Origin of the sequence: Allokutzneria albata (assembly GCF_900103775.1) — a bacterium.
Taxonomy (GTDB): Bacteria; Actinomycetota; Actinomycetes; order Mycobacteriales; family Pseudonocardiaceae; genus Allokutzneria; species Allokutzneria albata.
The window spans coordinates 2,104,590-2,129,243 of the sequence record NZ_LT629701.1; the positions used below are offsets into that span (position 1 = coordinate 2,104,590).

The following is a 24,654-nucleotide window of genomic DNA, read 5'->3' on the forward strand; positions in this document are numbered from 1 at the left end:
TCGCTCGTGGCACTCCCGACCGACCTCCAGTCCGCTTTGGACACCGAGCTGCGCCGCTTCCCCAACCAGGAGCTGGCGCGCGCGGTGGACCGCCTGAGCACCCGGTACCGGGAGGGCCGCGCGGCGACCACGCCGATCATGAACTCCGACAGCGACGTGGCGGCCTACGCCGGTTACCGCATGCCCGCCACGTTCGCGGCGGTGCGCGCGGTGCTGGAGGAGGTCGCCACGTTCGCGCCGGAGTTCTCACCGAAGTCGCACGTCGACGTCGGCGGCGGCACCGGAACCGCCTTGTGGGCGGCGACCGACACGTGGTCCTCGCTCACCGAACTGACCGTGGTGGAGCAGGTGGAGAAGGCCCTCACCCTGGGCCGCAAGCTCGCCGCGTCCGCGGAGTCCCCCGCCCTGCGGTCGGCCACCTGGCGACGCGGCGTGATCGACCCCAAGACCCCGCTGCCCGCCGCCGACCTGGTCACCCTGTCCTATGTGCTCGGTGAACTCCCCGAGGGCATGCGCGAGCAGACCATCCGCTGGCTGGCCGCCGACGCGGCCATGGTCGTGCTGATCGAACCGGGCACTCCCGCCGGGTACGAGCGCATCGCCGAGGCCCGCGCGCTCCTGCTCGACATGGGCCGGTCCCTCGTCGCCCCCTGCCCGCACGCGCACACGTGCCCCATCCCGCGCGGCGAGGACTGGTGCCACTTCTCCGCCCGCCTCCCCCGCGTCGGCGCGCACCGGCTGATCAAGGAAGGCACCCTCAACTTCGAGGACGAGAAGTTCTCCTACGTCGCCGCCGCCACCGTCCCCACGTCCCGCGCGGAGAATCGCGTCCTCCGGCATCCCTTGAAGCGCAAGGGTTTGGTGTCACTCCAGCTCTGCACGACCGAGGGCGTGCTGACTGAAGCGAAGGTGACCAAGCGCCACGGTGACCTCTACCGCGCCGCCCGCGACACCACCTGGGGCGCCCCCTGGCCCCCGCCGGACTAGGGCCTGTCCGTCGAAACGTGTTGCCACGGCCCGGAACTGTTCGAGCTTGCTGAACGCCCGCTCGGCGGTGTTGCGCTGTTTGTGGATCTCGGAGTCGAAGGCGGGCGGGCGGCGAGCACCGAGGACGCCTAGCCTCCGCCGCACGCCTCGCCGCCTCGGGCGCGCGGAAGAAGGTAGAGCTGCGGAACCCGGCGGAACCACCGTGTACGCGGGAAGAACCGGCGGACGCGGGAGATCACACCTACCAACACTTGGTGTACGTGCGGGTGCAGGACGTGGTGGCCACATGGCGAACCTGGTGACGAAAGTGTCCGGTCCTTCGCGCTTGTGGTCCAACTGACTGCACTGGAGGATGAAGGTCGCGGTGCTCGAGCCATCGTGGCGAATGTCCCGGGAAGCGGCTGCTGTCCCGTTCAGCTACGTCTGAAGGCTGATCGTGTCGTAGTGGCCGACAAGGGGACTGCCGCTGAGCGTGCACCTCACCTGGTTGCCCTCGACGCCGGGACGGCTTTCCGGCTCGTCAGCGCACGAAGCGCCGGCTCCAGGGCAGTTAGCCGACGGGGTGTCGGCCTGGGCGAATTGACCACCGCCCATCAGGGCCAGACCGATGAGGCTTGCGGTAGCCAGCATGTGTTGCGTCGTCTTCACAGTGGTTTCTCCCTCGTGTTCCTCACGCAGCCGTGCGCGGATCAATTCGCTATCCGCGCTGGGGCGGTCCGATTTGTATCCGGCGAGACCGGCTCGCAGCGCGCACGATCTGACGCAGATGCGTCACATTGCTCAAGCGGCCCGTCGTGCTTACTCCCTCTCTGATCGTGAGGGAGTGCTCAAGGTGGAGGGCTGGCCGGAGATCCGCTAGTGACCACAATCCCGCCCGTGTCGCGACACACGACGAAAACGGGACCGCGACCCTGAATCCAGGCCGCTGCTCGCTGAACATTCCACGGATCGCGACCTGCACTGATACACCACCCGCACACCTGAAGCCGCCAAGATGAACTCTTTCGCGGGTGCTAGAACGCTAGAACGGCGCAGGTTCGGCGATGGGTTCGAGTTCGGTCTCGATCACCTTGCCACTCGGTGTGGTCCACGCGTGCGTCCCGTCGGGGCGGTTCTCGCAGGACCAGTTGGAGTGGGTCTTCATCCGGTGGTGATGCCTGCACTTCGGGCGCAGGTTCGCGATGGTGGTGTTGGTCCCGTCGAACGGGCAACAATGATCCAGATCGCAGCGGTGCGCCGGTTGGTTGCAGCCGACCATCGTGCACGTCGGATACCGCGCGTTGATCAGCTCGCGCTGTGCCACGGTGGGCCGGTAGGTGGTGATGTGCTCAGCCATCCCCGTCACCGGGTCCGTCAGGATGCGCTTCCAGATCCCATTCGCCGCCACATCCGCCACGATCGGCGCGGGCAGCGGCCCGTATCCGGCCAGCATCACCGGGTCCTTCGTCAGGCCCAGGATGTTGGTGATCGGCATGGTCAGGTTCACACACACCTCCCCCTGCGGTGCCGGAGTGTCCTTCCCCATCAACAAATCCGCGGCCACATCGGATCGCTTTTGGTCGAGGGTTCGGTCATCCTTCGGGAGCGCCCGGGCGATGCGGTCGATGCGATCGAAGGCCAAGGCCGCGTCGAGGGCGGGCAGCACGACGCGCAGGGAGCACATGCCGTCGTCGAGGTTGAACTTCTCCACCAACCGCTGCTTCCGCTTCTCCTCATGACGCCGCAACGCCGCCTCGGCATCCAGCTTGAGGATGAAACGCCGGGCATAGCGTTGGCTCGCCGTGTAGTTATGCGTGGCCGCGTGGTTGATCAACACGGGTTTAGCGATCGCCTGATTGGCCGCGTCCAGGACACTGACCTGATCAATGATCATCAACGCCTTGCCCTCATCGAGCCGCCCCTCCGCCAACGCTTCCAACACCACCGGGTGCTCCACCAGCGACATCGCCCGATCAACGAGCTTGTTGCCCTTGACCTGGGAGACACGCAGCAGCGGCATCAGAACATCCCCCGCGTACTGCTGCACTTCGGGGTCGAGGTCGTCATAGAGCTTCATCAGGGTCGAGGCGAACTCCGCGACAGCCTTACCGATAGCGGCGTAGGCGGCCACGACGTCGTCTTCGATATCAGCAGGGGCCATACCCCTATTTTAGCGTCTGCAAATAGTGGATCATGGCTCTACGGAGTGAACTTTTCCCTTATCCCCCAACGGTTCCAGCGAAAGCAAGTCAAGGCTGGGACGGTCGGCTTGACCTGGGGTGCGCGTGCCATACGCTTCCCGCGAGGGCCGGAGTTTCATCCCGTGCCCCCGTGAGGCCCACGGGCACGCGCAAGGGGCCCCAGGTCAAGCCGACCCCACGCCGGAACCAGCCGACCCACGCTGCAACCAGCCAGCCCACGCCCGCAGCAACTACACAGCAAACCAATACGCCAGAGCAAAGAGAAGCACACCAACCCACCACAACCTAGAGCTGCGCGAAGTAGGAGCGCACATACGAGACCCCTCCCCCACCCAAGCCCACCATCAGCGCACTACGAGCCTGTCCCACCCCCAAACCGCGAGCACCGATCGCCCCGACCTTGCCCACGATCCCGATGTCCACATCGGAGTACTGCTGCGCCCGTGACGCGACCACGACGGGAATGTCCCAGTCCACGACCTCCCCCACCGCCGCGAACATCTCCACGGGCACATTGCCGACGCCGGTCCCGTCGAGCACGATCCCCCGCGCTCCGGCGTCGACGATCGCCGACAGCTGCTCAGCGCGAGCCCCGGGGTAAGCCGCGATGACGGCGACATCGGTCTCGGGCTCGCCGAGCGGCGGAGGAACGGGGTTCGGCGCACCGCCGAGCAACACCACGCGCTCGTCGATCACTTTGCCCACCAACGGATGCAGCCCGGACGACAACCCCTGCACCGAGGTCGCGTCGACTTGCCGGACCCATCGTGCAGCGTGCAGTTCGTCGCCCGCGCACACCACCACACCGGCTCCGCGAAGGGCCGGACTGCGCGCGGCCGCAATGGACGAAGCCAGGTTGCGCGAAGCGTCGCTGGAGGGCTCGTCGCGTCGACGAACCGCGCCGGTGAACACGACCGCACCGAGCCCGCCTGCCTCGCCAACCATCAGCTCAGTGAAGAACGGCGCGTGTTCCACGGTGTCAAAGCCATGCGCCACAACGACTCCACCGAAGCCATCGACCACGAGCGCGTCACGGACGCGGCGCGCGATCGCCAGCATCGTCGACGGTGTGACGTCCCAACTCGGCTCCGCGAGCACGTCCTCGACCACGACTCCGGAGGCAACCAGCGCTGATGGAATCAACTTCGGGCCGGTGGCGACCGCGTTGTGGGACTGCGCGATCGTGTCGGCGGTGGCCAGGACCAGGATCGGCTTCACAGGCCCACGTGCTTCTCGATGCGGTCCAGCCGCTGCATGATCGGCTGGAGCAACGCGGCCGCGTCGGCCTGCGGGCCGGTCTGGGCGCGCAGGTGCACGTACCCCGCGAGCGCCGCCGACACCGCGCGCCGCGTCAACCGCAGCTCGGCGCCACGCGCCCGCAGCAGCTCGCCGCCCTTCCCGTCCGGCTCGGAAACCAAGCCCAGCAACAGGTGCTCGCAGCCCACGTAGTTGTGCCCGAGCGCGATCGCCTCGGTCACCGCCAGCTCCAGCACGTTCGCCGCGTCGCTGCCGAACCGCTCCCCCGTCCCCTCCTCCGTGGCCGCCGCACTGTCCAGTTCACGCAGCAGCTGTTCCGCGTCGATGTCCACGGCGCGCAGCACGTGCAGCGCGAGGTTGCCGCCTTCGGCCAGCATCCCGCCGAGCAGGTGCTCCGAACCGACGGTGTCCGACCCCGCGCGGCGGGCCCGCTCGATGCCGAGCCGGACCGCCACGCGCGCCCGCTCGGTGTAGTGCGCCAGACGCGCGGTCGGGTCGTCCACGCCGAGGTCGCCGAGCGCGGTCTCCCTGATCGCGGTCACGCGGCGCACGGACTGCTCCAGCGCGCGCTGGCAGATCGCCGACACCGGTACGCCGGTCGCCTTCACCGCCTCGGCCAGCTCGTCCGGCAGGTACACGTTGATCTTCGGCACGGGGTCCCCCTTCCGTAGGTGTACCCCCTTTGTACCCCTACTGGGGTTACAAGTCCAGCACCGCCGGGTTCAACGTCGGCCGCAGCGGCCCGTAGGCGTTCGACCGCGCCGCCGCCCGCCGGAACGGAGCAAGCGCACAGAGCAGGCGAAACACCAGCGGAGGCCGGTACGGCAGCCCGGTCGCGAGCGCCTTCGCGGTCCGCTCCTCCACCCGGACCTGCTGCGCCTGGACCTTCTCGATCGCGGGCTCGCGCAACCGCTGCACCTCCGCCAGCGCCTCCTCCGGCACCGCGCCCGCTCGCAACCGCGGGATCAGCACGTTCGCCGCCACCACCGCGTCCTGGATCGCCATCAAGATCCCGTTGCCGCCGACCGGGGAGATCACGTGCGCCGCGTCGCCGATCATCAGCAGGCCGGGCCGGTGCCAGCGCTTCGCCCGCGCGATGTCCACCGACAGCAACGTGATCTGCTCGAAGCTCGTCAGCAGGTCCGCCCGATCGGCGAGCCAGGGGACGGTGGCGCGCAGGAACTCCCGGATCGGCTCCACGCCCGCCCGCCGCGCGTCCGGGAAGCCACCCTTCGGGATCGTGTAGCCGACCTGCCACGTGTCCGGCCCGCCGAGCAGTCCGACGTAGTGCCCGGCGCCGAAGTAGATGTCCACGTCAGCCTCGGGTGGATCGTCCGCGCGCCGGGGCAGGCGGAACCACAGGATGTCCCCGCCGCCACCGAGCGAGGTGACCGGCAGGTCGGCCAGCCGCCGCATGCGGGAGAACCGCCCGTCCGCGGCGATCACCAGGTCCGCCCGGACGCTCTCCCCGCCGCAACGCACGCCGACGACACGTCCGTCCTCCTCGGTCAACCCGGTGACCTTCGCGCCCGTGCGCAGCGTGAAACCCGGGTACGCGGCGGCCTCGCGCGCGAGGAAGTCCAGGAACCGGGCCTGCGGCATCAGTGCCACGTAAGGGAACTTGCCGCCGATGCGGTCGTAGTCGGCGGTTCTGAGCGTCTGGGCGGGCGTGTGCAGCGAGAACGTCGTCGCGCGGAAGTGGTCCAGCTCCAGCAGCCGGTCGGCCAGCCCGAGCTGGTCCATCAGCTCCAGCGTCGCCGGGTGCAGCGAGTCACCGCGGAAGTCCCGGTCGAAGTCCGGCTGCGACTCCAGCAGCGTCACCTCGATCCCCGCCCGAGCCATCAGGTACGCGAGCACCAGGCCGCCGGGTCCTCCTCCGACAACACAGCAGGTCGACATGCGGCACCTTCCGTCGGCGATCGTTCGCGGAACCCTAAAACGCCGAGTGCCCGCACCGCCGTTCCACATAGCCTGCGCAACATGACTGCAACCGTTGATCCGTCGAATTCAGACCAGATCGCCGCGTGGGACGGCGATCAGGGCGCCTTCTGGACCAAGCACGCCGGGCGGTTCAACGACGGTGTAGCCGCCTACCGCGACCACTTCTTCAGCGCCGCCGCGATCGAACCGGACGCGGCCGTGCTCGACATCGGCTGCGGCAGCGGACAGTCCACAAGGGACGCCGCGCGGCAGGCCAAGGACGGATCGGCGCTCGGCGTCGACCTGTCGGCACGGATGCTCGACCTGGCCCGCGAGCTGGCGGAGCGCGAGGACGTGCCGAACGCGACCTTCCTCCAGGCCGACGCGCAGATCCACCCCTTCACCGAAGGCGGCTTCGACGTCGTGATCAGCCGCCACGGCACGATGTTCTTCGGCGACCCCGAAGCCGCGTTCGCCAACATCGCCCGCGCGGTGCGACCCGGCGGACGGCTCGCGCTCCTGACGTGGCAGCCCGCGCGGCGCAACGAGTGGATGTCCACGTTCCGCACCATCTTCTCGGCCGGGCGCGAACAGCCCACGCCCGCGCCGCGCGCCGGCTCGCTCACCGATCCGGACCTCACGCGAGAACTCCTGACGTCGGCGGGATTCACCGCGGTCGAGCTGCACCCGGTCAGCGAACCCATGTACTTCGGCCGAGATGTCGAGGACGCCCTGGAGTTCATCGTGGACCAGTTCGGCTGGATGACCCGCGACCTCTCCCCCGAGGACCGGAGCCGCGTGGTCGACGAGGTGCGGGCGGACATGCGCTCGCACCGGACCGAGCACGGCGTCTTCTACGGCTCCGCAGCGTGGATCATCCAGGCTCGCCGTCCCTGATGCTTTTCGTCTTGCGGTTCGGAGGGATTGATTTTACTCGACACTGAAGTCATCGAACGTAGTGATGACATAGGATGCAGCGATGCGCACTGGTGATCAGGTCGTTCAGGAGCTGCCCTGGCGGTGGCACACCCAGGGAACGATCTTCCTGGTCGGCGGGCTCGGCTTCATGTTCGACGCGTGGGACGTGGCGCTCAACGGCTTCCTCATCCCCCTCGTCGGCGCCGAGTGGGGCCTGACCACGGGCGAGCGCGGCTGGGTCGGCACGGCCAACCTGATCGGCATGGCGGTCGGCGCCTTCGCCTGGGGCGGGATCGCCGACCTGGTCGGGCGGCAACGCGCGTTCCGCTGGACGCTGCTGATGTTCTCGCTGTTCACCGTGGCCGGGGCGGCGGCGCCGGACTTCGTCACCTTCTGCGTGTTCCGGTTCCTCGCCGGGGTCGGGCTCGGCGGCTGCATCCCGGTCGACTACGCGCTCGTCGGCGAGTTCACCCCGGCCAGGGTGCGCGGCCGGGTGCTCACCGCGATGGACATCTGGTGGCCGATCGGCGCGACGCTGTGCGGGCTCACCTCCACCCTGCTCGCCGGCTTCGGCGGCTGGCGGGCGCTCATGCTGGTCATGGTGCTGCCGGCGCTGCTGGTCTTCTGGGTGCGCCGGTCGGTGCCGGAGTCGCCGATGTACCTGGTGCGGCGCGGCCGCGGCGACGAGGCCCGCGCGGTGATCGACCGGCTGGTGGCGCGCACCGGCGCCGAGGTCGGGCCGTGGCGGCTGCCCGAACCGCAGCCCGCTCCCCGGCTCACCCCGCGGGCCGTCGCCGCCCAGGTCGCCGCGCTGTGGCGGTTCAGCCCCAAGATCACCTCAGCGGCCTGGGCGGTGTTCCTGACCGTCTTCGTCCTCTACTACGGCGCGCTGACCTGGCTGCCGAGCATCCTCAAGGCCGAGGGCTACGGCGACTACGCGGCCTTCATGGTGGCGACGCTGATGACCGCCGTCGGGATCGTCGGCGTGCTCGTCTCCGCGTGGCTGGTCGACGTGGTGGGCCGCAAGTGGGTCATCGGCGTCAGCGCCCCGCTGTCCGCGCTCGCCCTGGTCCTGTTCGCCACGCAGCTGGAGATCGCCTCGGCCGCCAAGCTCTGGATCGCGGTCTACGGTTTCCTGATCCAGATCACCATTCCCGCGCTCTACGCCTACGTCTCGGAGCTGTACCCGACCGAGCTGCGCGCGAGCGGGTTCGGCTGGGCGTCCACGGTGAGCCGGGTGGGCGCGGGCTTCGTGCCGTTGCTGTTCGGCACGGTGCTGTGGCCCCATCTCGGCCTGCCGCTGACCTTCGTGGTGATCGGCGCCGCCGTACTGCTGGCGATGCTGTGGATGTCCTACGCCGCACCGGAAACGCGCAAGCACGAACTGGATGCGTGATCGACCTCGGCTGTGGAATCGTGTCCTGATGCGGAGTCCACGTTCGACGCGCTTCCGCGGGGCACACGAGTTGTCGAGCTGATCGACGGGATATCGCGATCTCGGCGTTCGCGTGCGCCGATGATCTGCCTTGTGCGTTCGGAGCGGAACCGGCAGGTTCTCGACACCGTCGGCATGTCCCTCGAAGCTTCCTCCGTCCCCGTTGTCTACGTGGACGCCGGCTCGACGAGCCCCGGCGGCGAGGTTGAGGCGGTCACCGACATCCTGTCGCGCGAGCGCACAGCTCGCTCGGAGCCAGAAGCGACGCCGAGCGCGCTTCGGCCACTTCGCGCTGGTGACGTGGTTGATGAGCCAGGAACTCCCCGCCGACCACCCCGGTGCCGAACGCGAACTGCTGCACCGGCTTCAGCTGCGCGTGCTGACGGGCCGGGAACGTCCGACTTGGCTGCTCCGCCTGCTCCTGGCCATGTCGATGCCGTGGTTCCGCCTGTTCTTCCGCCCGCTGCGCCGGTTCACGCGGCAGTGGCATCCGGATCGGCTGACTCACGGCCGGTGGCAACTGGAGCCACCGGGCCGGCTGTTGCGGTTGCTGCCACGCCTTCCTGGAAGACCTTCGCAGAGCGCACCGACAGCACCCCGTGCTCCTGCTGGACAACGTCAGCGACACCAACGGCGGCCACCTGCTCCTGCGGCTGATCAACGATGTGCGCAACGAGACGGGCGTTGTGGATCCGCTGGTCGTGATCAGTTCCGGCGCCGAGCCCCCGGTGGCCGACGCCCCGATCACACACCCGCTCGACGCCTTCGGCGGGTACATCGCGTGGGAGCGCGCCGGCCGTCGGCCCGCTGAGAGCGCCTGGTACCTGCCGGTCCGCATTCCGGACGACGAGTTCACCGACGAGTTCACCGGCGAAGGGCCGACGCAGAAGCCGGATCGCCTTACCTCACAAGCGTTGGCCAACACCCTGACCGGCTTGGAACGCTTGTTCACCAGGCTGGGACCCCCGCAGGCCGACGCCAAGGGGTCTGTCCATGAGTGACAGGTCGTCGCACGCGGTGGAGATCGCCCGGATGTGGGCGAAGGTGCCACCCGAGCACCTCGAGATCGCGCTGACGGCGCTGGAGCCGGAGTTGCGACGCGAGCACGAGCACCGCCTCGCGCGGATGGCCCATGTGCGGCCTGTGGGCGGGGTTCACCGTCGCGGTCGGATCGCTCACCGCCGCGGCGATCGTGGGCGTCAACGGGCAGCCTTGGCTGGCCGCGCTGTTCGCCGGTCCGAGCGTGCTGGCGCTCGCGAAACTGTTCGTGATCCGCCGCGCGGACGCCGAAGACGCACGGCGGATCACCCGAGCCCAGCAGAACGCCCTGGCGGACCCCAAACCGATGTGAGCGCTACAGCGGCACGTTCACCTTGTGCGGATAGCGGCCGACCGGAACCGCGAAGTGCTTCTCCCCCTCGGTCGGGCACACCCACACCGCGCTCGCCAGCCGCCTGCTGGCCGCCGGGTGGCCGTGGCCCGGGCACTCCGGCCAGGCACCGAACAGGTAGTCGATCATCATCTCGCGGAGCCGGTCCGCCACTGCCGCGCACACGTCCTCGTCGTCCCCGACGTGCGCCGACACAGACCCGCCGACCTGTTTGCCCGCACCGAAACGAAGGGTGATCTCAACGCCCGCGTCGCCGCGGTCGGCGACCACGGCGGTCACGGAGAGCGCGCCGTGGGTGGCGGCGACGTCGACCAGGAAACGGTGCGCCGCCTCGGCGACCGACAGCGCCGCGGGAGTCCACGAACGGACATCGACGAAACTCATCGGCAGAGTGTAGGGACTGGATTCCTCTCCGCGATCCCCACTCCCGGAAATCCCGAATCACCGGCCGAGACGGCTGGACACCCCTGTTACGCACTCCGATGAAGACGTGCAAGCGCTCTCTTTTCGGCGTCCGGCGCGAAACGGGAAAGCGGGCGTCCGGGGCGGCGCCACGCGCACACGCGGGATGCCGTTGCACACGGGCCGATCACCACCCGTTAGGGTCGGCGCCCGTGACACAGACCGGACACACACCTGCCGTGGACGCGACGCACGCCCTCTCGCCGGTGCCCTCCGCCGCCGCGCGCCGCGACCAACCCGTGCCCGGCAGGATCCGGTACTACTTCGGCCCGATGGCCTGCGGCAAGTCCACCCTGGCCCTGCAGATCGACCACAACCACGCCCGGCAGGGGCGGCGGGGCCTGCTGCTGGTGCGGCACGACCGCTCCGGGACGCCGACGATCACCAGCCGGATCGGCATCACCCGCGACGCCATCGAGGTGCACGAGGAGATGAACATCCAGGACCTGGTGCGCGCGCAGTGGGCGGGCAACCAGCGGGTGGACTACCTCATCGTGGACGAGGCCCAGTTCCTGTCCCCCTGCCAGGTCGAGCAGCTGGCCGAGCTGGCCGACCACGCGCAGGTCGACATCTACTGCTTCGGCCTGGCCATCGACTTCCGCAGCCACCTCTTCCCCGGGACGCAGCGGCTGGTGGAGCTGGCCGACGAGCTGCACCCGGTCCAGGTCGAGGTGCTCTGCTGGTGCGGTCTGCCCGGCCGGTTCAACGCGCGCACGCAGGACAACCGCATCCTCCGCGAGGGCGACACGGTGCTGGTCGCCGACACCGCCGACGGCGACCCCGGCGGCGAGAGCACGGTCCGCTACCAGGTCCTCTGCCGCAGGCACTACCGCAGCGGCGAACTCGGCCCGCAGGCGGTCCCGGCCGGTCAGCTCAGCCTGGCCTGACTGGCCGCGATGGAGTGGATCGCCGGGCGCAGCACGTCCACGATCCGCTCGGCGTCGGCGTCCCGGAGTCCGTCCAGCCGCAACAGGTCCCGGCCGGTCACGGTGCCGAGCACGACGGCGCCGAGCAGTCCGGCGCGCAGCTCGGCGTCCGTGCCGGGAATCGCCTCCGCCAGCCTGCCCTGCTGCGCCGCCAGCGCGGACCTGACCTCCTGCGCCGCGTCCGGGTGGGTCAGCATCGAGCGCAGCATCGCCACGGTCCCCGACGATTCCGTGCACAGCTTGCGCACGAGCGAGTCCAGCATCAACTCGGCGACCGCTTCGGGGCTGTCCGCGGCCGCCTGCTCCTCCGGCTCCAGTTCGGCGACCCTGGCGAACAGCTCGTCCTTGGAGCCGAAGTACCGCATCACCAACCCGGGATCGGTGCGCGCGGCCGCGGCCACCGCGCGGATCGTCGTGCGGTCATAGCCGTTCTCGGCGAAGAGGTCCCGCGCCGCGGCGAGGATGCGGGCCTCGGTCCGCCTGCGCTGCTCGGCTCGGGACGGGCGGTCGTGGTCGGCTGCCATATGATCAGTCTACGCACGTTGACCGAACCACACGCCGAGATCGTCACCTGGCGCGCCAGCTGGAGCCCGATCTCCGACGCCCGGGCCGCGCGCCCTACTGTCCACTGTGGTCGGTCGCATCGCCGCCGGTTGGAAGCGGCACCGCCCGCTCAGCGCCTGACCGCGCGTAGATCCGCACCATCTCCGCGGCGACGCGGTCCCAGGAGTAGCGGCATTCGACCCGGTCCCGCCCGGCGACGCCCAACGTGCACCGGCGCACCGGATCGGCCAGCAGGTTCCGCAGCACCTGGGCGAGGAACCGGGGTTGACGGGTCGGCACGTGCACGCCGGTGACCCCGTCCACCACCACATCGGCGAGCGCCCCGACCGGTTGCGCCACAACGGGAACACCGCACGCCATCGCCGCGAGCGCGAGGCGGCCGAGCGAGTCGCGCTTCGGCACGCACACGACGGCGTCGGCCGACCGCAGCAGCTCGGGAGTCACCCGGTCACCGGGAACGACCAGCTCCGCGGAGGGCACCCCGCTCATCGCGGCGCCGACGAGATCGGCACCGTCGTCGGCCGCGATCACGCGGTACCGCTCCGAGCGCCACGCCACCGGTCCCTCCGGGTTGAACACCGTCGTGTCCACGCCCGCGGGGACGACGGAGATGCGGCTCCTGCGCACGCCGCTGCTGACCAGCTCAGCCGCATCGTCCTGGCAGGCAACGACTATCCGCGCGGCCGTGTGCCCCACGACGCGCTTCACCAGCCGGTGCTCCGCGGGATCGAGCCCGTCACAGGTCTGCACGACGGGGATGTCGGTGTGCTGCACCGCCGACAACGCGGCGAGGCCGGACAGCCAGGAGTGCGCGTGCACGACGTCCGGCCGGTCGGTGGCGAGATCCCGCTCCAGGGTCGAGTGGGCGTACCTGGTCACCTCGTGTCCGAGGGCGGTCAGCCTGCGCGGCAGCTCGTCGGCGTGCGGATGCCGAGCGTACTCGGCCGACACCAGGGCGATTCTCACACCCCGGGTAATTGCCGCACGGCAAACAATTCAAACCGGGCTCACGCCGCGAGGGCCTCCTGCACGGTGCGGTAGAGGGCGAACTCCGAGGTCAGACCGGAGACCTCCAACGCGCGCGTCACCACCTTGGTGGACACCGCGAGGCGCAGCTGTACGCCCTGCCGCGCCGCGCGCACCGCGGCCTCGTGCAGCACGGCAAGGCCGACCGATCCCATGAAGGACACGCCGTTGAGGTCGGCGATCACCACCGACGCGTCGGCATCGGCCTCCATCTGCCCGGTGAGCGCGACCTCCAGTTCGCGGGCGGAGTACATGTCGATCTCCCCGGCGACGGTGATCACGCTGGTCGCACCGGTCCTGGCGACCCGGACGTGCAACAGCGGCGCCGGCTGGCCGGGGTCGTAGGGGGTGAAGTCGAGCTTGTCGCTGCTGGCCATCACTGCACATTCCCCGGATGCGTGAGCGGATGGAACGGACCCTGAATCCCGCCAGCGTACCGATTCAGCGTCCGAAGAACAGCTGTCAGCGGCCGGAGGCCAGTTCTTCCTTCCGCCGCACCGGCTCACCTGGCCGAGTGGACTTCTCGGGCACTCGCCAGCACAGCGCCAGCACGGCCATCACCGCGGCGAGCCCGACGTGCAACCAGGTCCCCGCCGCGTCCATCGGCAGCACGTTCGCCGTGCTGTCCTGCGGAACGAACAGGCCGTACAGACCCAGCGCCAGCGCGACCCCGGCCCCCGCGGCGAGGAACAGCCGCGCGCCCTTCCCGGTGTTGCCCAGGGTCAGCCCGGCGGCACCGAAGAGCAGGTGCACCACGTTGTGCAGCACGGACACGTCGAACACCCCGAACAGCTCGGCGCCCGACCGCGGCCCGGCCATCTTGAGCAGCGCGTAGTCCGTGGTCAGCCCGGGAACCAGGCCGCAGATGCCGAGCAGCAGGAACGTCGCGGCGACCACTCCGGCCGCCCACTGCACGGGCGCGCGTGGGCCCGCCAGGACGCGCTGTGGCACCGCCGCCGCCTTTACCGAGTCATCCCTGTCGGCGGTACGCCCACCAACTTCCTTCTCGATCATTCTTCCGTCCCGGGGACGGGGAACACCAGCCACCCCGGCGAATGTGACCGGCCTTTCGTCACCAGCCCGAGTTTTCCCAGCACTGGCAAGGCTTCCCGCCGAGGTCGCGGGAGTGCTCGACGGCCGGTCTCCCGGCAGGCGCGCGGTGGACACCCGTCAGCTCCCCTCCCTAGCCGGTCGTCCGGCTCGGCCGTGGTCGTGTCGTCGTGGACTGGCCGGTGGTGGGCCTGGGCTTCGGTCTCGTACTGGTCGGCGGCGTCGTCACGGCCGCTTCCGAATCCGGTTCCGCGGCCACCGCACCTGTGCTGACCTGCAGCGTGATCACCGAGCCGCCGCTCTGGCCGATCACCGTGCCCTTGGGCTTCTGGCTCGCCTTCTGCACCACGCGGACGGTGAAGCCCGCGCTCGCCAACCGCTCGCGCGCCTCGCTCAGGGACAGCCCGACCACCGACGGGGCGCGCTCGCGCGTCTCCGGTTCGCGCCGCTCGCCGTCGGCGTAGCGGTCCTCCACCTCGGGCAGCTCCGCCCGCTCCATCGCGGTCATGATGCCGGGCTGGTCCCCGGCCCCGTTCATGGCGTGGAACCAGGTGCGCGCCGGGTACTTGCCGCCGTAGATGTAGCGCCCGCCGGTGCACGGCCGCGGCGGCAGCGCTCCGCCGGGATCGCAGAGCGTCGTCGGTGACGGCGAGTCGTCGAAGGTGAACACCGCCGCCGACAGCTGCGGGGTGTAGCCGAGGAAGCCGGAGGACTTGTGCTCCTGCGTGGTCCCGGTCTTGCCCGCCATCGGCCGGTCCCAGCCGTAGGCCTTCGCCGCCGCGACCGCGGTGCCGCTGATCGCGTCCTTGCTCAGCCCCACGGTCATCGCGTTGGCCAGCCCCGGTTGCACGACCTGCGCGCAGGGCTGCTCGCGGAGCGGGACCCGGCGGCCGTGCCGGTCCAGCACCTCCTCCACCGGGCTGGGCGGGCACCAGGTGCCCCCGCTGGCCAGGGTGGCGCCGACGTTGGCCAGCTCCAGCGTGCTCGTCGGGGTCGGCCCGAGGGTGAAGGAGCCGTAGTTCTGCTCGGAGAAGAACTTGCCGATCGGGCGCTTCTTCGGGTCCTCGCCCGCGCGGACGGTGTTCAGCGAGCGCAGGCCCAGCCGCACGGCCATGTCCACCGCCGAGGACACGCCGACGCGCTCCAGCAGCTGCACGAACGTGGTGTTGGGCGAGGTCGCCAAGGCGTCCTGCATCGACATCCGTTCGGGGTACTCCCCCGCGTTCTGCACGCAGTACTTGCGCAGGCCCTCCGCGCCCATGGGACAGCTGGCCGCGCCGCCCATGAACACGTTCGACGTGTAGGAGCCGGGCACCGGGAGGCTGTCGTTGATCCCCATGCCCTTCTCCAGCGCCGCGGCGGCGGTGAAGATCTTGTAGATGGAGCCCGCGCCGAGGTTCTGCATCGCGTAGGGCAGCCCGAGCGTGGTCTCGTGCTTGTCCCGTTGCAGGCCGTACGGGCGGTTCGCGGCGAGCGCCACCACGCGGTGCTTGTCCTTGCCGGGCTTGACGATCGCCATCGCGTTGGCCGCGTGCTCGGTGTCCGGCGGGACCTGCGCGTCCACCGCGGTCTTGGCCTTGGTCAGCGCGTCGCGGTCGAGCGTGGTCCTGATCGTGTAGCCGCCCCGGCGCAGCTGCTCCCGCGACAGCCCGGCGCTCTCCAGGTACTTCGTCACGTAGTCGCAGAAGTAGCCCGCGTCGCCGGTGCCGATGCACCCGTTGGGCGGGCGGGCCGTCTCCGGGGCGAGGCCGAGCGGGGCCTTCTTCTCCGCCTCGGCCATCTCCACCGGCAGTCGGTGCTGCCTGGCCATCTCGTCGATGACCACGTTGCGCCGCGCCAGCGCGCGCTCGGGGAAGCGGTACGGGTTCAGCCCGCTCGGCTCGTTCACGATGCCCGCCAGCAGCGCGGCCTGCGCCACGGTCAGATCCTCCTGGGCGATGCCGAAGTAGGTCTGCGCGGCCGCGGCGACGCCGTAGGACTTCTGTCCGAAGGGGACGGTGTTGAGGTAGCGGGCGAGGATCTCGTCCTTGCTCAGCACCCGTTCCAGCTGCAGCGCCGTGCGCAGCTCGCGGAGCTTGCGCGCGGCGGACTGCTCCTGGGCCTTGGTCTGCTCCAGCTTCGTCTCGGCCGCGATGTGGGTGAGGTAGTTCTTCACGTACTGCTGCGTCAGCGTCGAGCCGCCCTGGGAGACCTTGCCCCGCAAGGTGTTGGTCACCAGCGCCCGGCCGATCGCCACCAGGTCGACGCCTTCGTGCTCGTAGAAGCGCTGGTCCTCGATGGCCACGATCGCTGCCTTCATCGTGACGGCGATCTTGTTGGCGGGCACCAGGACCCGGTACTGGTCGTAGTGGTGCGCCAGCGGTCTGCCCGAGGTGTCCAGCATCGTGGTGAGCAGCGGTGGGTCCTTGGCCACCAGCTCCGTCGCGGTCGTGTCGACCGTGTCGCCCGCCCGCACCGCCACCATGCCCAGCGCGCCGACCACCGGGAACAACGTCGCCGCCACCAGCAGCCCGCCGAGCACGCAGAGCGCGGCGAGCCTGGCCCGGATCGCCCTCGGCCGCCTGACCGGTTCGTCGTCCCAGGTGAGATCGGTGATGTCGAGCTTGTTCGACACCCTGATCGAGACCCTGTCCCGCACACCCTCCCCCATCCACCCGGTGTTCCTCTTACGTCTTAGCCGTTTCCGTGCGGAGTCAAAGGGACCGCCACGCGCACAATGGGGTGGCTGGCTTTCCTCACCGGAACGGGAAGGCCCGCCGGCGCGTGCGGGGGACGCCGGCGGGCCGCTCTGAGGGAGATGGGCCGGTCAGCCCCTGGCGTTCCCGACGCTACCGCCTCCGGAACTCCCCGTCGGGTGGATCTTCGTCGGCGCAGCTGAGCGCACGTGCGACCGCGGCAGCGCTCTCGCAGCGTCACCGCTGCCGCGCTTCGTCACCCGGCCGCAGGAGGCGGGTTCCAGCCATGCGGCCCAACGGGAAATGCCCAAGCGCGATCCGGCTTCCATGATCGTTCTGCTACGGCCTGCGCACGCCCGCCGTCATGAACACCGACGCGCGTGGGCAGTCCCCGTACCTAGGCAACCCGTCCGCGCCGCCCAGGCATCTCCGCTCGCCCACCACCTTCAGCCGGAACGCCGCGTCCTTCACCGGAACGAGGACGAACCTCGCGGCCCGCTCGCACGGCACGAACACCGGCACGTCCCCCGCGGCACCGAGACAACCGTCTCCGGGCAACCCGATCGCGAAACTGTCCACGTCCACGTCGATGGCCGTGAACACCGCGGAGTCGCCGCACACGACGTACCGCGCGGCGTCGCCCACCCGGCCGAGGCAGCGGCCGTCCTCCATGCGCTTCAACATCGGCTGACCACTCACGGCACCAGCCGGAGCGGAGACCAGGCCGGCCACCAGCACGACCGTCGCGACGTAGAGCGGGCTCAGCACCACGATCCGGCCGACCGCGCCGAGCAGGCGCCCGGCTGGCCGGTACCGCGGAACGGACGAGGGCATGGCAGTGCGCTACCCAGCCGGCGCCGCGCCAAACCTCCCCTATGTCTTCGAGTGAAGCCCAGCGCCAACCGGCTTGAGCAGGACAGACCCGGCTACTCACCCCGGGCACGACGGACTGCATCGGGAGTCGACATGAGGATCACCGCACACCTGGCGTTCACGGCGGCGCTGACCACGGGCGCGCTCGTCGCTTCGGCCCTCACCGGCCCCGCCGCGGCGGCATGGGGTGACGCGGCGATGGGCTCGCAGATCGCCCTGCACGAGGGCGTCTCCCCGGACGCACCGCGCACGATCGAGGAAGTCCCGCTGGACCCGAGGACGAGGGCGACCGTCGCCGGGATCGACGTCAGCGGGCACCAGGGCGACGTGAACTGGCAGGAGCACTGGAACCTCGGCAGGCGCTTCGTCTACGTGAAGGCGACGGAGGGCACCGGGTTCAAGAACCCCAAGTACGCCCAGCAGTACGACGGTTCCCGGCAGATCGGGATGATCCGGGGCGCCTACCACTTCGCGCTGCCGAACCGGTCGAGCGGGGCGGCCCAGGCGAACTACTTCGTCGACAACGGAGGCCACTGGTCCGACGACGGCATGACGCTGCCCGGGGCGCTGGACATCGAGTACAACCCGTACGGCGACACGTGCTATGGCCTCAGCCAGGACGCGATGGCCAACTGGATCAAGGACTTCTCCGACACCTACCGGGCGCGGACGAGCCGCTACCCCACGATCTACACGAGCGCGAACTGGTGGGCCAAGTGCACCGGCGGGCGACAGGACTTCAGCAAGACCAACCCGCTCTGGATCGCGCGCTACGCCGCCGCCATCGGCGCCCTGCCGCACCAGTGGGGCATCCACACCATCTGGCAGTACTCGTCGAAGCCGATCGACCAGAACGCCTTCAACGGCGCCTACTCCCGGTTGCGAGCGCTCGCGGCGGGGTAAGCAGCAGGCATGGACTCGCACCCAGTTGCCCCGCTGCCGCACGAACAGGACGGGCGACCGCGCACCGCGATCGTCACCGGGTCGGACTCCGGCATCGGCAAGGCCGTCGCGGTCACCCTGGCCTCGGCAGGGGTGGACGTCGGCATCACCTACCACCAGGACACCGACGGCGCGGAACAGACCGCGACCGATGTCACCGGGTGCGGGGCGAAGGCGGCCGTGCGGCGGCTCGACCTGACCGACCTGCCCGGCTCCGCGAACGTCATCGACGAGCTGGCCGACGAGCTCGGCGGGGTGGACGTCCTGGTCAACTGCGCGGGAACCGGCTCGTCGGAGCCCGCGATCGGGATGGCCTACGACACCTGGCGCGGCGTGATCTCCGTCGACCTCGACGGGGCCTTCCTGTGCGCGCAGCGCGCGGCCAGGCGGATGATCGACGCGGGCCGCGGCGGGCGGATCATCAACATCACCAGCGTGCACGAGCACGCCCCCCGTATCGGCGCGGCGCCCTACTGCGCGGCGAAGGCGGGTCTCGGGATGCTCACCAAGGTGCTGGCCCTGGAGCTGGCCCCGCACGGAATCACCGTGAACTCCGTTGCGCCCGGCGAGATCTCCACGCCGATGACGGGCCAGGAGAACGTCGACCCTCGGGCTCAGGACCGGCCCGGGTACCCGCTCGGGCGACCCGGTCACGCGCACGAGGTGGCCGGCGTCGTCGCCTTCCTCGCGACCCCCGCCGCGGGGTACGTCACCGGAGCCTCCTACGTCGTGGACGGCGGCATGCTCCTGATGGGGCCGCAGGCCAGTTCCGCGTTGTCCACTTCGGACTGGAGGGAGGGCTGATGGCACGGGCTTCCGTTCTCGACACGCTCCGGGTGGCCACGACCGCGCTCATGCCGATCGTGGCCCGGGGCGCGCTGCTCCGCCGACCGTCGATGGTCCGGGCTCAGGAGAAGGCGGACGCGGACAGACGTCTCGTCCGCCTCCTGCAACGGCTCCGCGACACCTACGGCGAGGACCGGCTCCGGCTCCGGGTGCCCGGACGGTCGATCTCCCTGGTGCTCTCGCGGGAGGACGTGCAGCACGTGCTCTCCGACGTCGTGACCTACACGCCTGCCAACGTGGAGAAACGCCATGCGCTGGCCCACTTCCAGCCAGATGGTCTGCTGATCTCCGACGCCGCGGATCGACCGCACCGCCGCACGTTCACCGAGGCTGTCCTGGACACCCACAGCTCCGTGCACGCGCTCGGCGACGTCTTCGCCTCGAAGGTGGACGAGGAGGTCACCCCGACGGCCGGTCGACTCGACTGGGACGACTTCGCGGCTTCGTGGTGGCGGCTGGTGCGCCGCATCGTACTCGGGGACTCCGCGGCCGACGACTCCCTCCTCATCGAACGCCTGAAATCATTGCGCGCGAACGCGAACTGGTCGTACTTCCATCGCGAGGAAGTCGAGCACCGGGAGATCTTCCTCCGCCACGTGCGGTCCTATGTGGACCGCGCAGAGCCGGGGAGCCTCGCTGCGCGGATCGCGGCGCAGCCCGCGGCGGCCGACGTGCACCCGGAATCCCAGGTGGCGCACTGGTTGTTCGCGTTCGACGCGGCGGGCATGGCGACCTTCCAGGCTCTCGCGCTGTTGGCGTCGCACCCTTCCGTTCCCCGCGACCAGGACCACCTGCGAGCGAGCGTGCTGGAGTCGGTGCGGTTGTGGCCCACCACCCCGCTCGTCCTTCGGGACAGCGCCGCCGATGGTTCGACCCTGCTGATCCTCGCGCCGTTCTTCCACCGCGACGACCAGAGGCTGAGCTATGCCAACGCGTTCGAGCCGGAGGTGTGGCTCGACGGCAGAGCGGATCACGCGCTGATCCCGTTCAGCGACGGTCCCGCGGTGTGCCCGGGGCGCAATCTCGTCCTGTTCATCGCGGCCAAGACACTGTCGGCGATGTTCCTGGAGCACGACTTCATGCTGACGTCACATCCCCAGCTCGCGGCCGACGAGCCGTTGCCAGGAACGCTCAACCCGCTCGGGCTCCGGTTCGCGGTGACAGCACGAACGGTCGATGAAGTTCCGGTGGGTTAAGCGCGCGTTCACCACACCGGGCAACGAACGCCTGGTGCTGGTCCAGGCCGCGAAGGCGGCACTCGCGGCGATGCTGGCCTGGCTCGTCTCGACCACGCTCCTCGGTCTGCCGCAAGCCTTTCTCGCGCCGTACGCGGCGATCTTCGTGGTCGAGTCGACGGTCACCGGGTCACTTCGCACCTCCGGGCAGCAGGTCGCTTCGGTGGCATCGGCGGTGCTCTTGGCCGCGCTGGTGGACCTGGTGGTCCCGTGGCGCACAGCCGCGATCGGGATCGCGACACTGCTCGGGCTGCTCATCGGCCGGCTTCGGTTCTACGGTGACAGCGGCTACTGGGTGGGCATCACCGCGATGCTGATCCTCGCCTGGGGCACCGGGAACGACCCGTACCTGCTCGGTGACCGGCTGCTGGAGACGGTGCTCGGCGTCGGCATCGGCACCGCCGTGAACGCGCTGCTGTTCCCGCCGTTCTACGCCAGGCCCGCGCGCGAGTCCGCCGAGCGGCTGGCCGACCAGTTCGCCGGACTGCTCAGGGAGATCGCCGAGCACCTTCGAGGCAACGGCGACCCCGATGATCCGCCGAACTGGCCCGTCCGTGCCAGAGAGGCGGAGAAGCTGGTCCGCAAGGCGGAGACGGCCATCGCCTACAGCAGGAAGAGCAAGCGCTTCAACGCGCGCCGCCGGGCGATCGACGAGCACGGCCCCACGGAGCGGCATCGGCGCCTGCTCCTGGGCCTGCGGGCGAGCTGGCCGCACCTGCACGAGATCGCCGACACCCTGCACGCCACCGAGAACTCCGACAATCCGTTCAGTCACCCTGACGAGCGGTCGCGGCGCGTGCTCGCGGATCTGCTCGACGGGCTCGCCGACATCGTTCAGGGCTCCCACGTCGAGCAGACGAAGCGGCGGTGCACCGGGCTGCTCGCCGAGCTGACCGAGACCGCCTCCCCCGGCCTGGCCGCCATGGTGCTCCCCGCGCGGCGGATGTTCCAGGAGCTGGGCGGCCGCTGACGTTTGGGACGCCGCCTCCGAGGTATCGAAGATAGGTGTGGCTACCAGGGAAGATGGGTGTCTACCTCCCTCAGGACGACACGGCGCTCCTCATCGACGCGATGCTCGTCGCGCCGTTGCCGCAAGGGGCTCGCGTGCTCGACATCGGTACCGGTTCGGGTGTTCTCGCCCGAGCGGCGGCGGACGCGGGGGCCGCCGAGGTCACAGCGATCGACGTCTCCTGGCGGGCGCTGGCGACCGCGTTCGTCAACACCCGGCTGAGCGGGCGCCGCGTGCGGCTCCGGCGCGGTGACATCCGGACGTGCCTCCCCGACCGGCATTTCGACGTCGTGCTCACCAATCCGCCCTATGTCCCCTGTGGACACGGCGAGCCCGGACGGCACGCGCCCGCCCGCGCGTGGGACGCGGGCGACGACGGCAGGACGTTGATCGACCCGATCTGCGATCGGGCCCCGGCGTTGTTGTCCCCCAAGGGAATGATGCTCATGGTGCACTCCGCGCTGTGCGACGCCGAGAAGACTCTCCGTCGCCTGCGGGAGTCGGGGCTGAAGGCGGCGATCGTGGCGCGCGGGCGCTGCGCGTTCGGTCCGGTGATGCGGAGCCGCACGGCCTGGCTCGAGCGCACGGGGCTGATCGAACCTGGTCAGCGCGACGAGGAGCTGGTGGTGATCCGTGCCGACCGAACCCGCTGAGCGGCCCCGCCGCGCTCGCATGGTGCGCGGCGGCCCGCTGATGATCGATGGCCCCGTCGAGCTCGTGGACTTCGACGGCAACGTCATCCAGTGCGATCGCTTCCAGGTGGCGGTGTGCATGTGCCGCAGGAGCAAGCGTTACCCCTTGTGCGACACCAGCCACCGCCCCAAGAAGTCACAGCAGTGAGCTTCGCCCCGCCTTCCAGTTCGTCATGAGGTGATCGGCGAGGTGGGTCTCCAGCAGCTCGGTCGCCTGGATCCCCAGCACGACATCGGCGGCCAGTTCCGGTTCGCGCTCAAGGAGATCGCCCAGCACCTCGTGCCGCAGCACCTGCTCGTGCACCGCGTCGGCCTCGATGTGCTCGGTGTAGAACCTGATGCACACCGGATGGGCTTGCATGCGCTCCAGTGCCTTCTCCATCCGCTTCGCCGCCGGGGCGGTGGTGATCTCCGCGGCGGCGAAGTGCCCGACCAGCGCGCCGCGCAGTCCGCGGTGCAGGCCGAACAACGACATCATGTTCACCAAGGCGAGCGAGGGCGCGGGAACATCGTTGATGTAGGCCAGATATCCGGAGTCCAGCCCGGCGCCGTCCAGGAGATCGGCGTAGAGCTGCGAGTGCATGCGCTCCGCCCTGCCTCCGCCGAACTCGTCGAACTCCACCGCGACGAGTGCGGCCTTGGCCCGCCCCCGTAGGCGCGGCAGGACCCAAGCGTGCGGATCGGCTTCCTTCAGGTGGTAGATCGACCGGTGTATGAAGTACTCCCGCATCTGCCACCACTCGCCCTCGTCGCACAGGTAGCCCGCCGTGCCCGCACTGTCCACAAGCAACGCCTCGACTTCGCCGGTGACGTCCTCGCCGCCTGCCACATCACGCCGAAGTGCGCTCAGGAAGGCGTCTTCGAGGTGCGCGCGGAATCGCAGCAGTTCGGGGTCCCACTCCCACTCGTCGGAGACACCCGGGAATCCTTGGTAGTGCAGCTCGTAGCAGGCGTAGAGAGCCAGCTGGAGGTCGTGCCCGTAGGCCTCGGCGGCCGCATACGGCAGTGCCGCACCGGTCGGCGCCTTCGACAGGGTCGCGAACAGAGCCTCGGTCAGCGGACCGACGGGCTTCGGCAACGAGCGAGTAGTAGCCACGAGCACGGACTACCCCCGAGAAGTCCTGTTAAGACGTCACATCGCCGGCAAGCATCGCGATGACCGCCCGGGGCCCCCGCGCAGCCGCCGCCCGCTGACGGTCGGCCCCCGATCCGTCTCTGATCACCGTCTTCAGCAGCTGTTCCGTCCGCTCCAGATCTCCGGTCTCCTCCAGCTCCGGCCGGATGTGATCGAGCAGTTCCGAGATCATCGCCGTCGCGGGCACCCGCCTCACGTCGAAAGGGTGCACCGCCTCGCCGTGAACGCCCTGGCGGGCCGCCGCCCAGATCGCTGCCGCGGCCACCTGGTCGCTGATCCTCGGCGCTTCCTCTCCCCGTTCCAGATCGGCCAACGCGGTGCGCACGAGTCCTCTCGTCAACGCGGCCTGCAGGACCGCTTCGTCGGCGGTCGGGACCGCGTCGGCGACGCGCAGCTCCACGGTCGGGAACCGCGGGGACGGTCGCGCCAGCCAGAAGCTCATCGCCTCGTCCATCACCGCCCCGCAGGCGACGAGCCGAGCCACCTCGTCGTCGTACTCGCGCGCCGAGGCGAACCACGGCGTCACGCCCCAGCCCGGAAACCGGGTCTGCTCGAGGACTCGCCAGCTCGCGTACCCCGAGTCGCGTCCCTCCGTGAAGATCGAGTTCGCGGAGAGCGCGAGCAGCGTCGGCAGCCACGGGCGCAGGTGGTTGATCACCGCGATCGCGGTGTCCCGGTCGGGAACTCCGACGTGCACGTGGCAGCCGTTGACCTGGTAGTGCGCGGCGACCTCCGCGTAGGCGTCGATGATCGCCGCGAACCGGTCCCCTTCGGCGGGCGGTGGTGCCCCGTCGCGCAGGACCGGTGTTCCGGTGGGCACCAGCAGCATCCCGTTGGCCCCCGCGCCTTCCGCCAGCAACGCGCGGCCCTCGCTGAGGTGGTCGTGCAGCTCGCTCAGGTCCGTGCACACCCCGGTCGCCGCTTCGACCTGCGTGCTCAGCATCTCGCCTTGGAGGGAAACGAGCCGTCTGCGCGCTCGCGCGTGCCGCAGTACGGCCGCGCTCCCCGAGGCCGGGAATCCCGTGCCGGGGTCGACGAGCAGGAACTCCTCCTCGACGCCGACTGTCACACCCGCGTTGTCGGTGGTCACCGCACCGGACTACCCCAGGCGACGCGCTGTCACAACCGGTGG

At 70.0% G+C, this 24,654-nt stretch carries 25 protein-coding genes; 12 read left to right on the top strand and 13 right to left on the bottom strand.

Annotated elements, in window-relative coordinates; all coding sequences use genetic code 11:
* Positions 1-6 precede the first annotated feature (6 nt).
* Entirely contained in the window at positions 7-987 is a 981-nt protein-coding gene (locus tag BLT28_RS09490) for a small ribosomal subunit Rsm22 family protein (protein ID WP_030431596.1), read from the top strand.
* Between the two features lie 1,021 nt (positions 988-2,008).
* On the opposite strand, the gene BLT28_RS09500 is transcribed toward BLT28_RS09490, so the two are convergent.
* The 4 genes from BLT28_RS09500 to BLT28_RS09515 all read right to left on the bottom strand — a co-directional run bounded on the left by BLT28_RS09500 (position 2,009) and on the right by BLT28_RS09515 (position 6,323).
* Positions 2,009-3,127 (bottom strand): HNH endonuclease signature motif containing protein, encoded by a 1,119-nt coding sequence (locus BLT28_RS09500; protein WP_083383700.1) that lies wholly within the window; start codon positions 3,125-3,127, stop codon positions 2,009-2,011.
* A gap of 325 nt (positions 3,128-3,452) precedes the next feature.
* Positions 3,453-4,385 carry an asparaginase domain-containing protein gene (locus BLT28_RS09505; RefSeq protein WP_043813553.1) on the bottom strand — a complete coding sequence of 311 codons (933 nt, stop codon included), beginning with the start codon at positions 4,383-4,385 and terminating at the stop codon, positions 3,453-3,455.
* A complete protein-coding gene (locus BLT28_RS09510; protein WP_030432567.1) occupies positions 4,382-5,077 on the bottom strand; it encodes a Clp protease N-terminal domain-containing protein in 696 nt (231 codons plus the stop codon). The genes BLT28_RS09505 and BLT28_RS09510 overlap by 4 nt, the downstream gene beginning before the upstream one ends.
* A gap of 46 nt (positions 5,078-5,123) precedes the next feature.
* A complete protein-coding gene (locus tag BLT28_RS09515) occupies positions 5,124-6,323 on the bottom strand; it encodes an FAD-dependent oxidoreductase (protein ID WP_030432568.1) in 1,200 nt (399 codons plus the stop codon).
* Between the two features lie 81 nt (positions 6,324-6,404).
* Between BLT28_RS09515 and BLT28_RS09520 the strand changes: the two genes are divergently transcribed.
* From BLT28_RS09520 to BLT28_RS09535, 4 genes are all read left to right on the top strand, one after another.
* On the top strand, positions 6,405-7,241 hold the full coding sequence (locus tag BLT28_RS09520) for a class I SAM-dependent methyltransferase (protein WP_030432569.1): 837 nt from the start codon (positions 6,405-6,407) through the stop codon (positions 7,239-7,241).
* An 82-nt stretch (positions 7,242-7,323) separates the two neighbouring features.
* Positions 7,324-8,658, top strand: a complete 1,335-nt coding sequence (locus BLT28_RS09525) for an MFS transporter (RefSeq protein WP_030432570.1) — start codon at positions 7,324-7,326, stop codon at positions 8,656-8,658.
* A 638-nt stretch (positions 8,659-9,296) separates the two neighbouring features.
* Positions 9,297-9,698 carry a hypothetical protein gene (locus BLT28_RS09530; protein WP_030432571.1) on the top strand — a complete coding sequence of 134 codons (402 nt, stop codon included), beginning with the start codon at positions 9,297-9,299 and terminating at the stop codon, positions 9,696-9,698.
* Positions 9,699-9,829: 131 nt separating this feature from the next.
* A complete protein-coding gene (locus tag BLT28_RS09535) occupies positions 9,830-10,048 on the top strand; it encodes a hypothetical protein (RefSeq protein ID WP_030432572.1) in 219 nt (72 codons plus the stop codon).
* A gap of 3 nt (positions 10,049-10,051) precedes the next feature.
* Here BLT28_RS09535 and BLT28_RS09540 read toward each other — a convergent pair whose 3' ends face one another.
* Positions 10,052-10,471: a hypothetical protein gene (locus BLT28_RS09540; protein ID WP_030432573.1), complete on the bottom strand. Its 420-nt coding sequence runs from the start codon at positions 10,469-10,471 to the stop codon at positions 10,052-10,054.
* A gap of 230 nt (positions 10,472-10,701) precedes the next feature.
* On the opposite strand from BLT28_RS09540, the gene BLT28_RS09545 reads away from it, so the two are divergent.
* Positions 10,702-11,436: a thymidine kinase gene (locus BLT28_RS09545; RefSeq protein WP_030432574.1), complete on the top strand. Its 735-nt coding sequence runs from the start codon at positions 10,702-10,704 to the stop codon at positions 11,434-11,436.
* On the opposite strand, the gene BLT28_RS09550 is transcribed toward BLT28_RS09545, so the two are convergent.
* The 6 genes from BLT28_RS09550 to BLT28_RS09575 form a co-directional block, all read right to left on the bottom strand.
* Positions 11,418-11,999 (bottom strand): TetR/AcrR family transcriptional regulator, encoded by a 582-nt coding sequence (locus BLT28_RS09550; protein WP_030432575.1) that lies wholly within the window; start codon positions 11,997-11,999, stop codon positions 11,418-11,420. The genes BLT28_RS09545 and BLT28_RS09550 overlap by 19 nt on opposite strands.
* Positions 12,000-12,093: 94 nt before the next feature.
* Complete coding sequence (locus BLT28_RS09555; protein ID WP_322788494.1) at positions 12,094-13,035, bottom strand: glycosyltransferase; 942 nt, start codon at positions 13,033-13,035, stop codon at positions 12,094-12,096.
* Positions 13,036-13,046: 11 nt separating this feature from the next.
* The gene (locus BLT28_RS09560) at positions 13,047-13,442 is read right to left on the bottom strand and encodes an STAS domain-containing protein (RefSeq protein WP_030432577.1); all 396 of its coding nucleotides are present in this window, start codon (positions 13,440-13,442) and stop codon (positions 13,047-13,049) included.
* Between the two features lie 85 nt (positions 13,443-13,527).
* Positions 13,528-14,016 carry a DUF4383 domain-containing protein gene (locus tag BLT28_RS09565; RefSeq protein WP_030432578.1) on the bottom strand — a complete coding sequence of 163 codons (489 nt, stop codon included), beginning with the start codon at positions 14,014-14,016 and terminating at the stop codon, positions 13,528-13,530.
* A 232-nt stretch (positions 14,017-14,248) separates the two neighbouring features.
* Entirely contained in the window at positions 14,249-16,753 is a 2,505-nt protein-coding gene (locus BLT28_RS09570) for a penicillin-binding protein (RefSeq protein ID WP_162184920.1), read from the bottom strand.
* 376 nt (positions 16,754-17,129) lie between these two features.
* Positions 17,130-17,624 (bottom strand): hypothetical protein, encoded by a 495-nt coding sequence (locus BLT28_RS09575; RefSeq protein ID WP_030432580.1) that lies wholly within the window; start codon positions 17,622-17,624, stop codon positions 17,130-17,132.
* Positions 17,625-17,756: 132 nt separating this feature from the next.
* Here BLT28_RS09575 and BLT28_RS09580 point away from each other — a divergent pair, with 132 nt between their 5' ends.
* Genes BLT28_RS09580 through BLT28_RS09605 form a run of 6 tightly spaced genes read left to right on the top strand, consistent with a single transcriptional unit; the run spans position 17,757 to position 22,535 of the window.
* Positions 17,757-18,566: a lysozyme gene (locus BLT28_RS09580; protein WP_030432581.1), complete on the top strand. Its 810-nt coding sequence runs from the start codon at positions 17,757-17,759 to the stop codon at positions 18,564-18,566.
* 9 nt (positions 18,567-18,575) lie between these two features.
* Entirely contained in the window at positions 18,576-19,409 is an 834-nt protein-coding gene (locus BLT28_RS09585) for an SDR family oxidoreductase (RefSeq protein ID WP_052407986.1), read from the top strand.
* Complete coding sequence (locus BLT28_RS09590; protein ID WP_030432583.1) at positions 19,409-20,647, top strand: cytochrome P450; 1,239 nt, start codon at positions 19,409-19,411, stop codon at positions 20,645-20,647. Before BLT28_RS09585 ends, BLT28_RS09590 begins: the two co-directional genes overlap by 1 nt.
* Complete coding sequence (locus BLT28_RS09595; protein WP_030432584.1) at positions 20,628-21,656, top strand: FUSC family protein; 1,029 nt, start codon at positions 20,628-20,630, stop codon at positions 21,654-21,656. Before BLT28_RS09590 ends, BLT28_RS09595 begins: the two co-directional genes overlap by 20 nt.
* Before the next feature lie 53 nt (positions 21,657-21,709).
* A complete protein-coding gene (locus BLT28_RS09600; protein ID WP_030432585.1) occupies positions 21,710-22,348 on the top strand; it encodes a HemK2/MTQ2 family protein methyltransferase in 639 nt (212 codons plus the stop codon).
* Positions 22,329-22,535, top strand: coding sequence for a CDGSH iron-sulfur domain-containing protein (locus BLT28_RS09605; protein WP_030432586.1), 207 nt, complete (start codon positions 22,329-22,331; stop codon positions 22,533-22,535). Before BLT28_RS09600 ends, BLT28_RS09605 begins: the two co-directional genes overlap by 20 nt.
* Here BLT28_RS09605 and BLT28_RS09610 read toward each other — a convergent pair.
* Positions 22,524-23,465, bottom strand: a complete 942-nt coding sequence (locus BLT28_RS09610; protein WP_322789370.1) for an iron-containing redox enzyme family protein — start codon at positions 23,463-23,465, stop codon at positions 22,524-22,526. The two genes, BLT28_RS09605 and BLT28_RS09610, sit on opposite strands and share 12 nt — an antisense overlap.
* Before the next feature lie 46 nt (positions 23,466-23,511).
* The gene (locus BLT28_RS09615; protein ID WP_052407987.1) at positions 23,512-24,612 is read right to left on the bottom strand and encodes a carboxylate-amine ligase; all 1,101 of its coding nucleotides are present in this window, start codon (positions 24,610-24,612) and stop codon (positions 23,512-23,514) included.
* Positions 24,613-24,654: the final 42 nt, after the last annotated feature.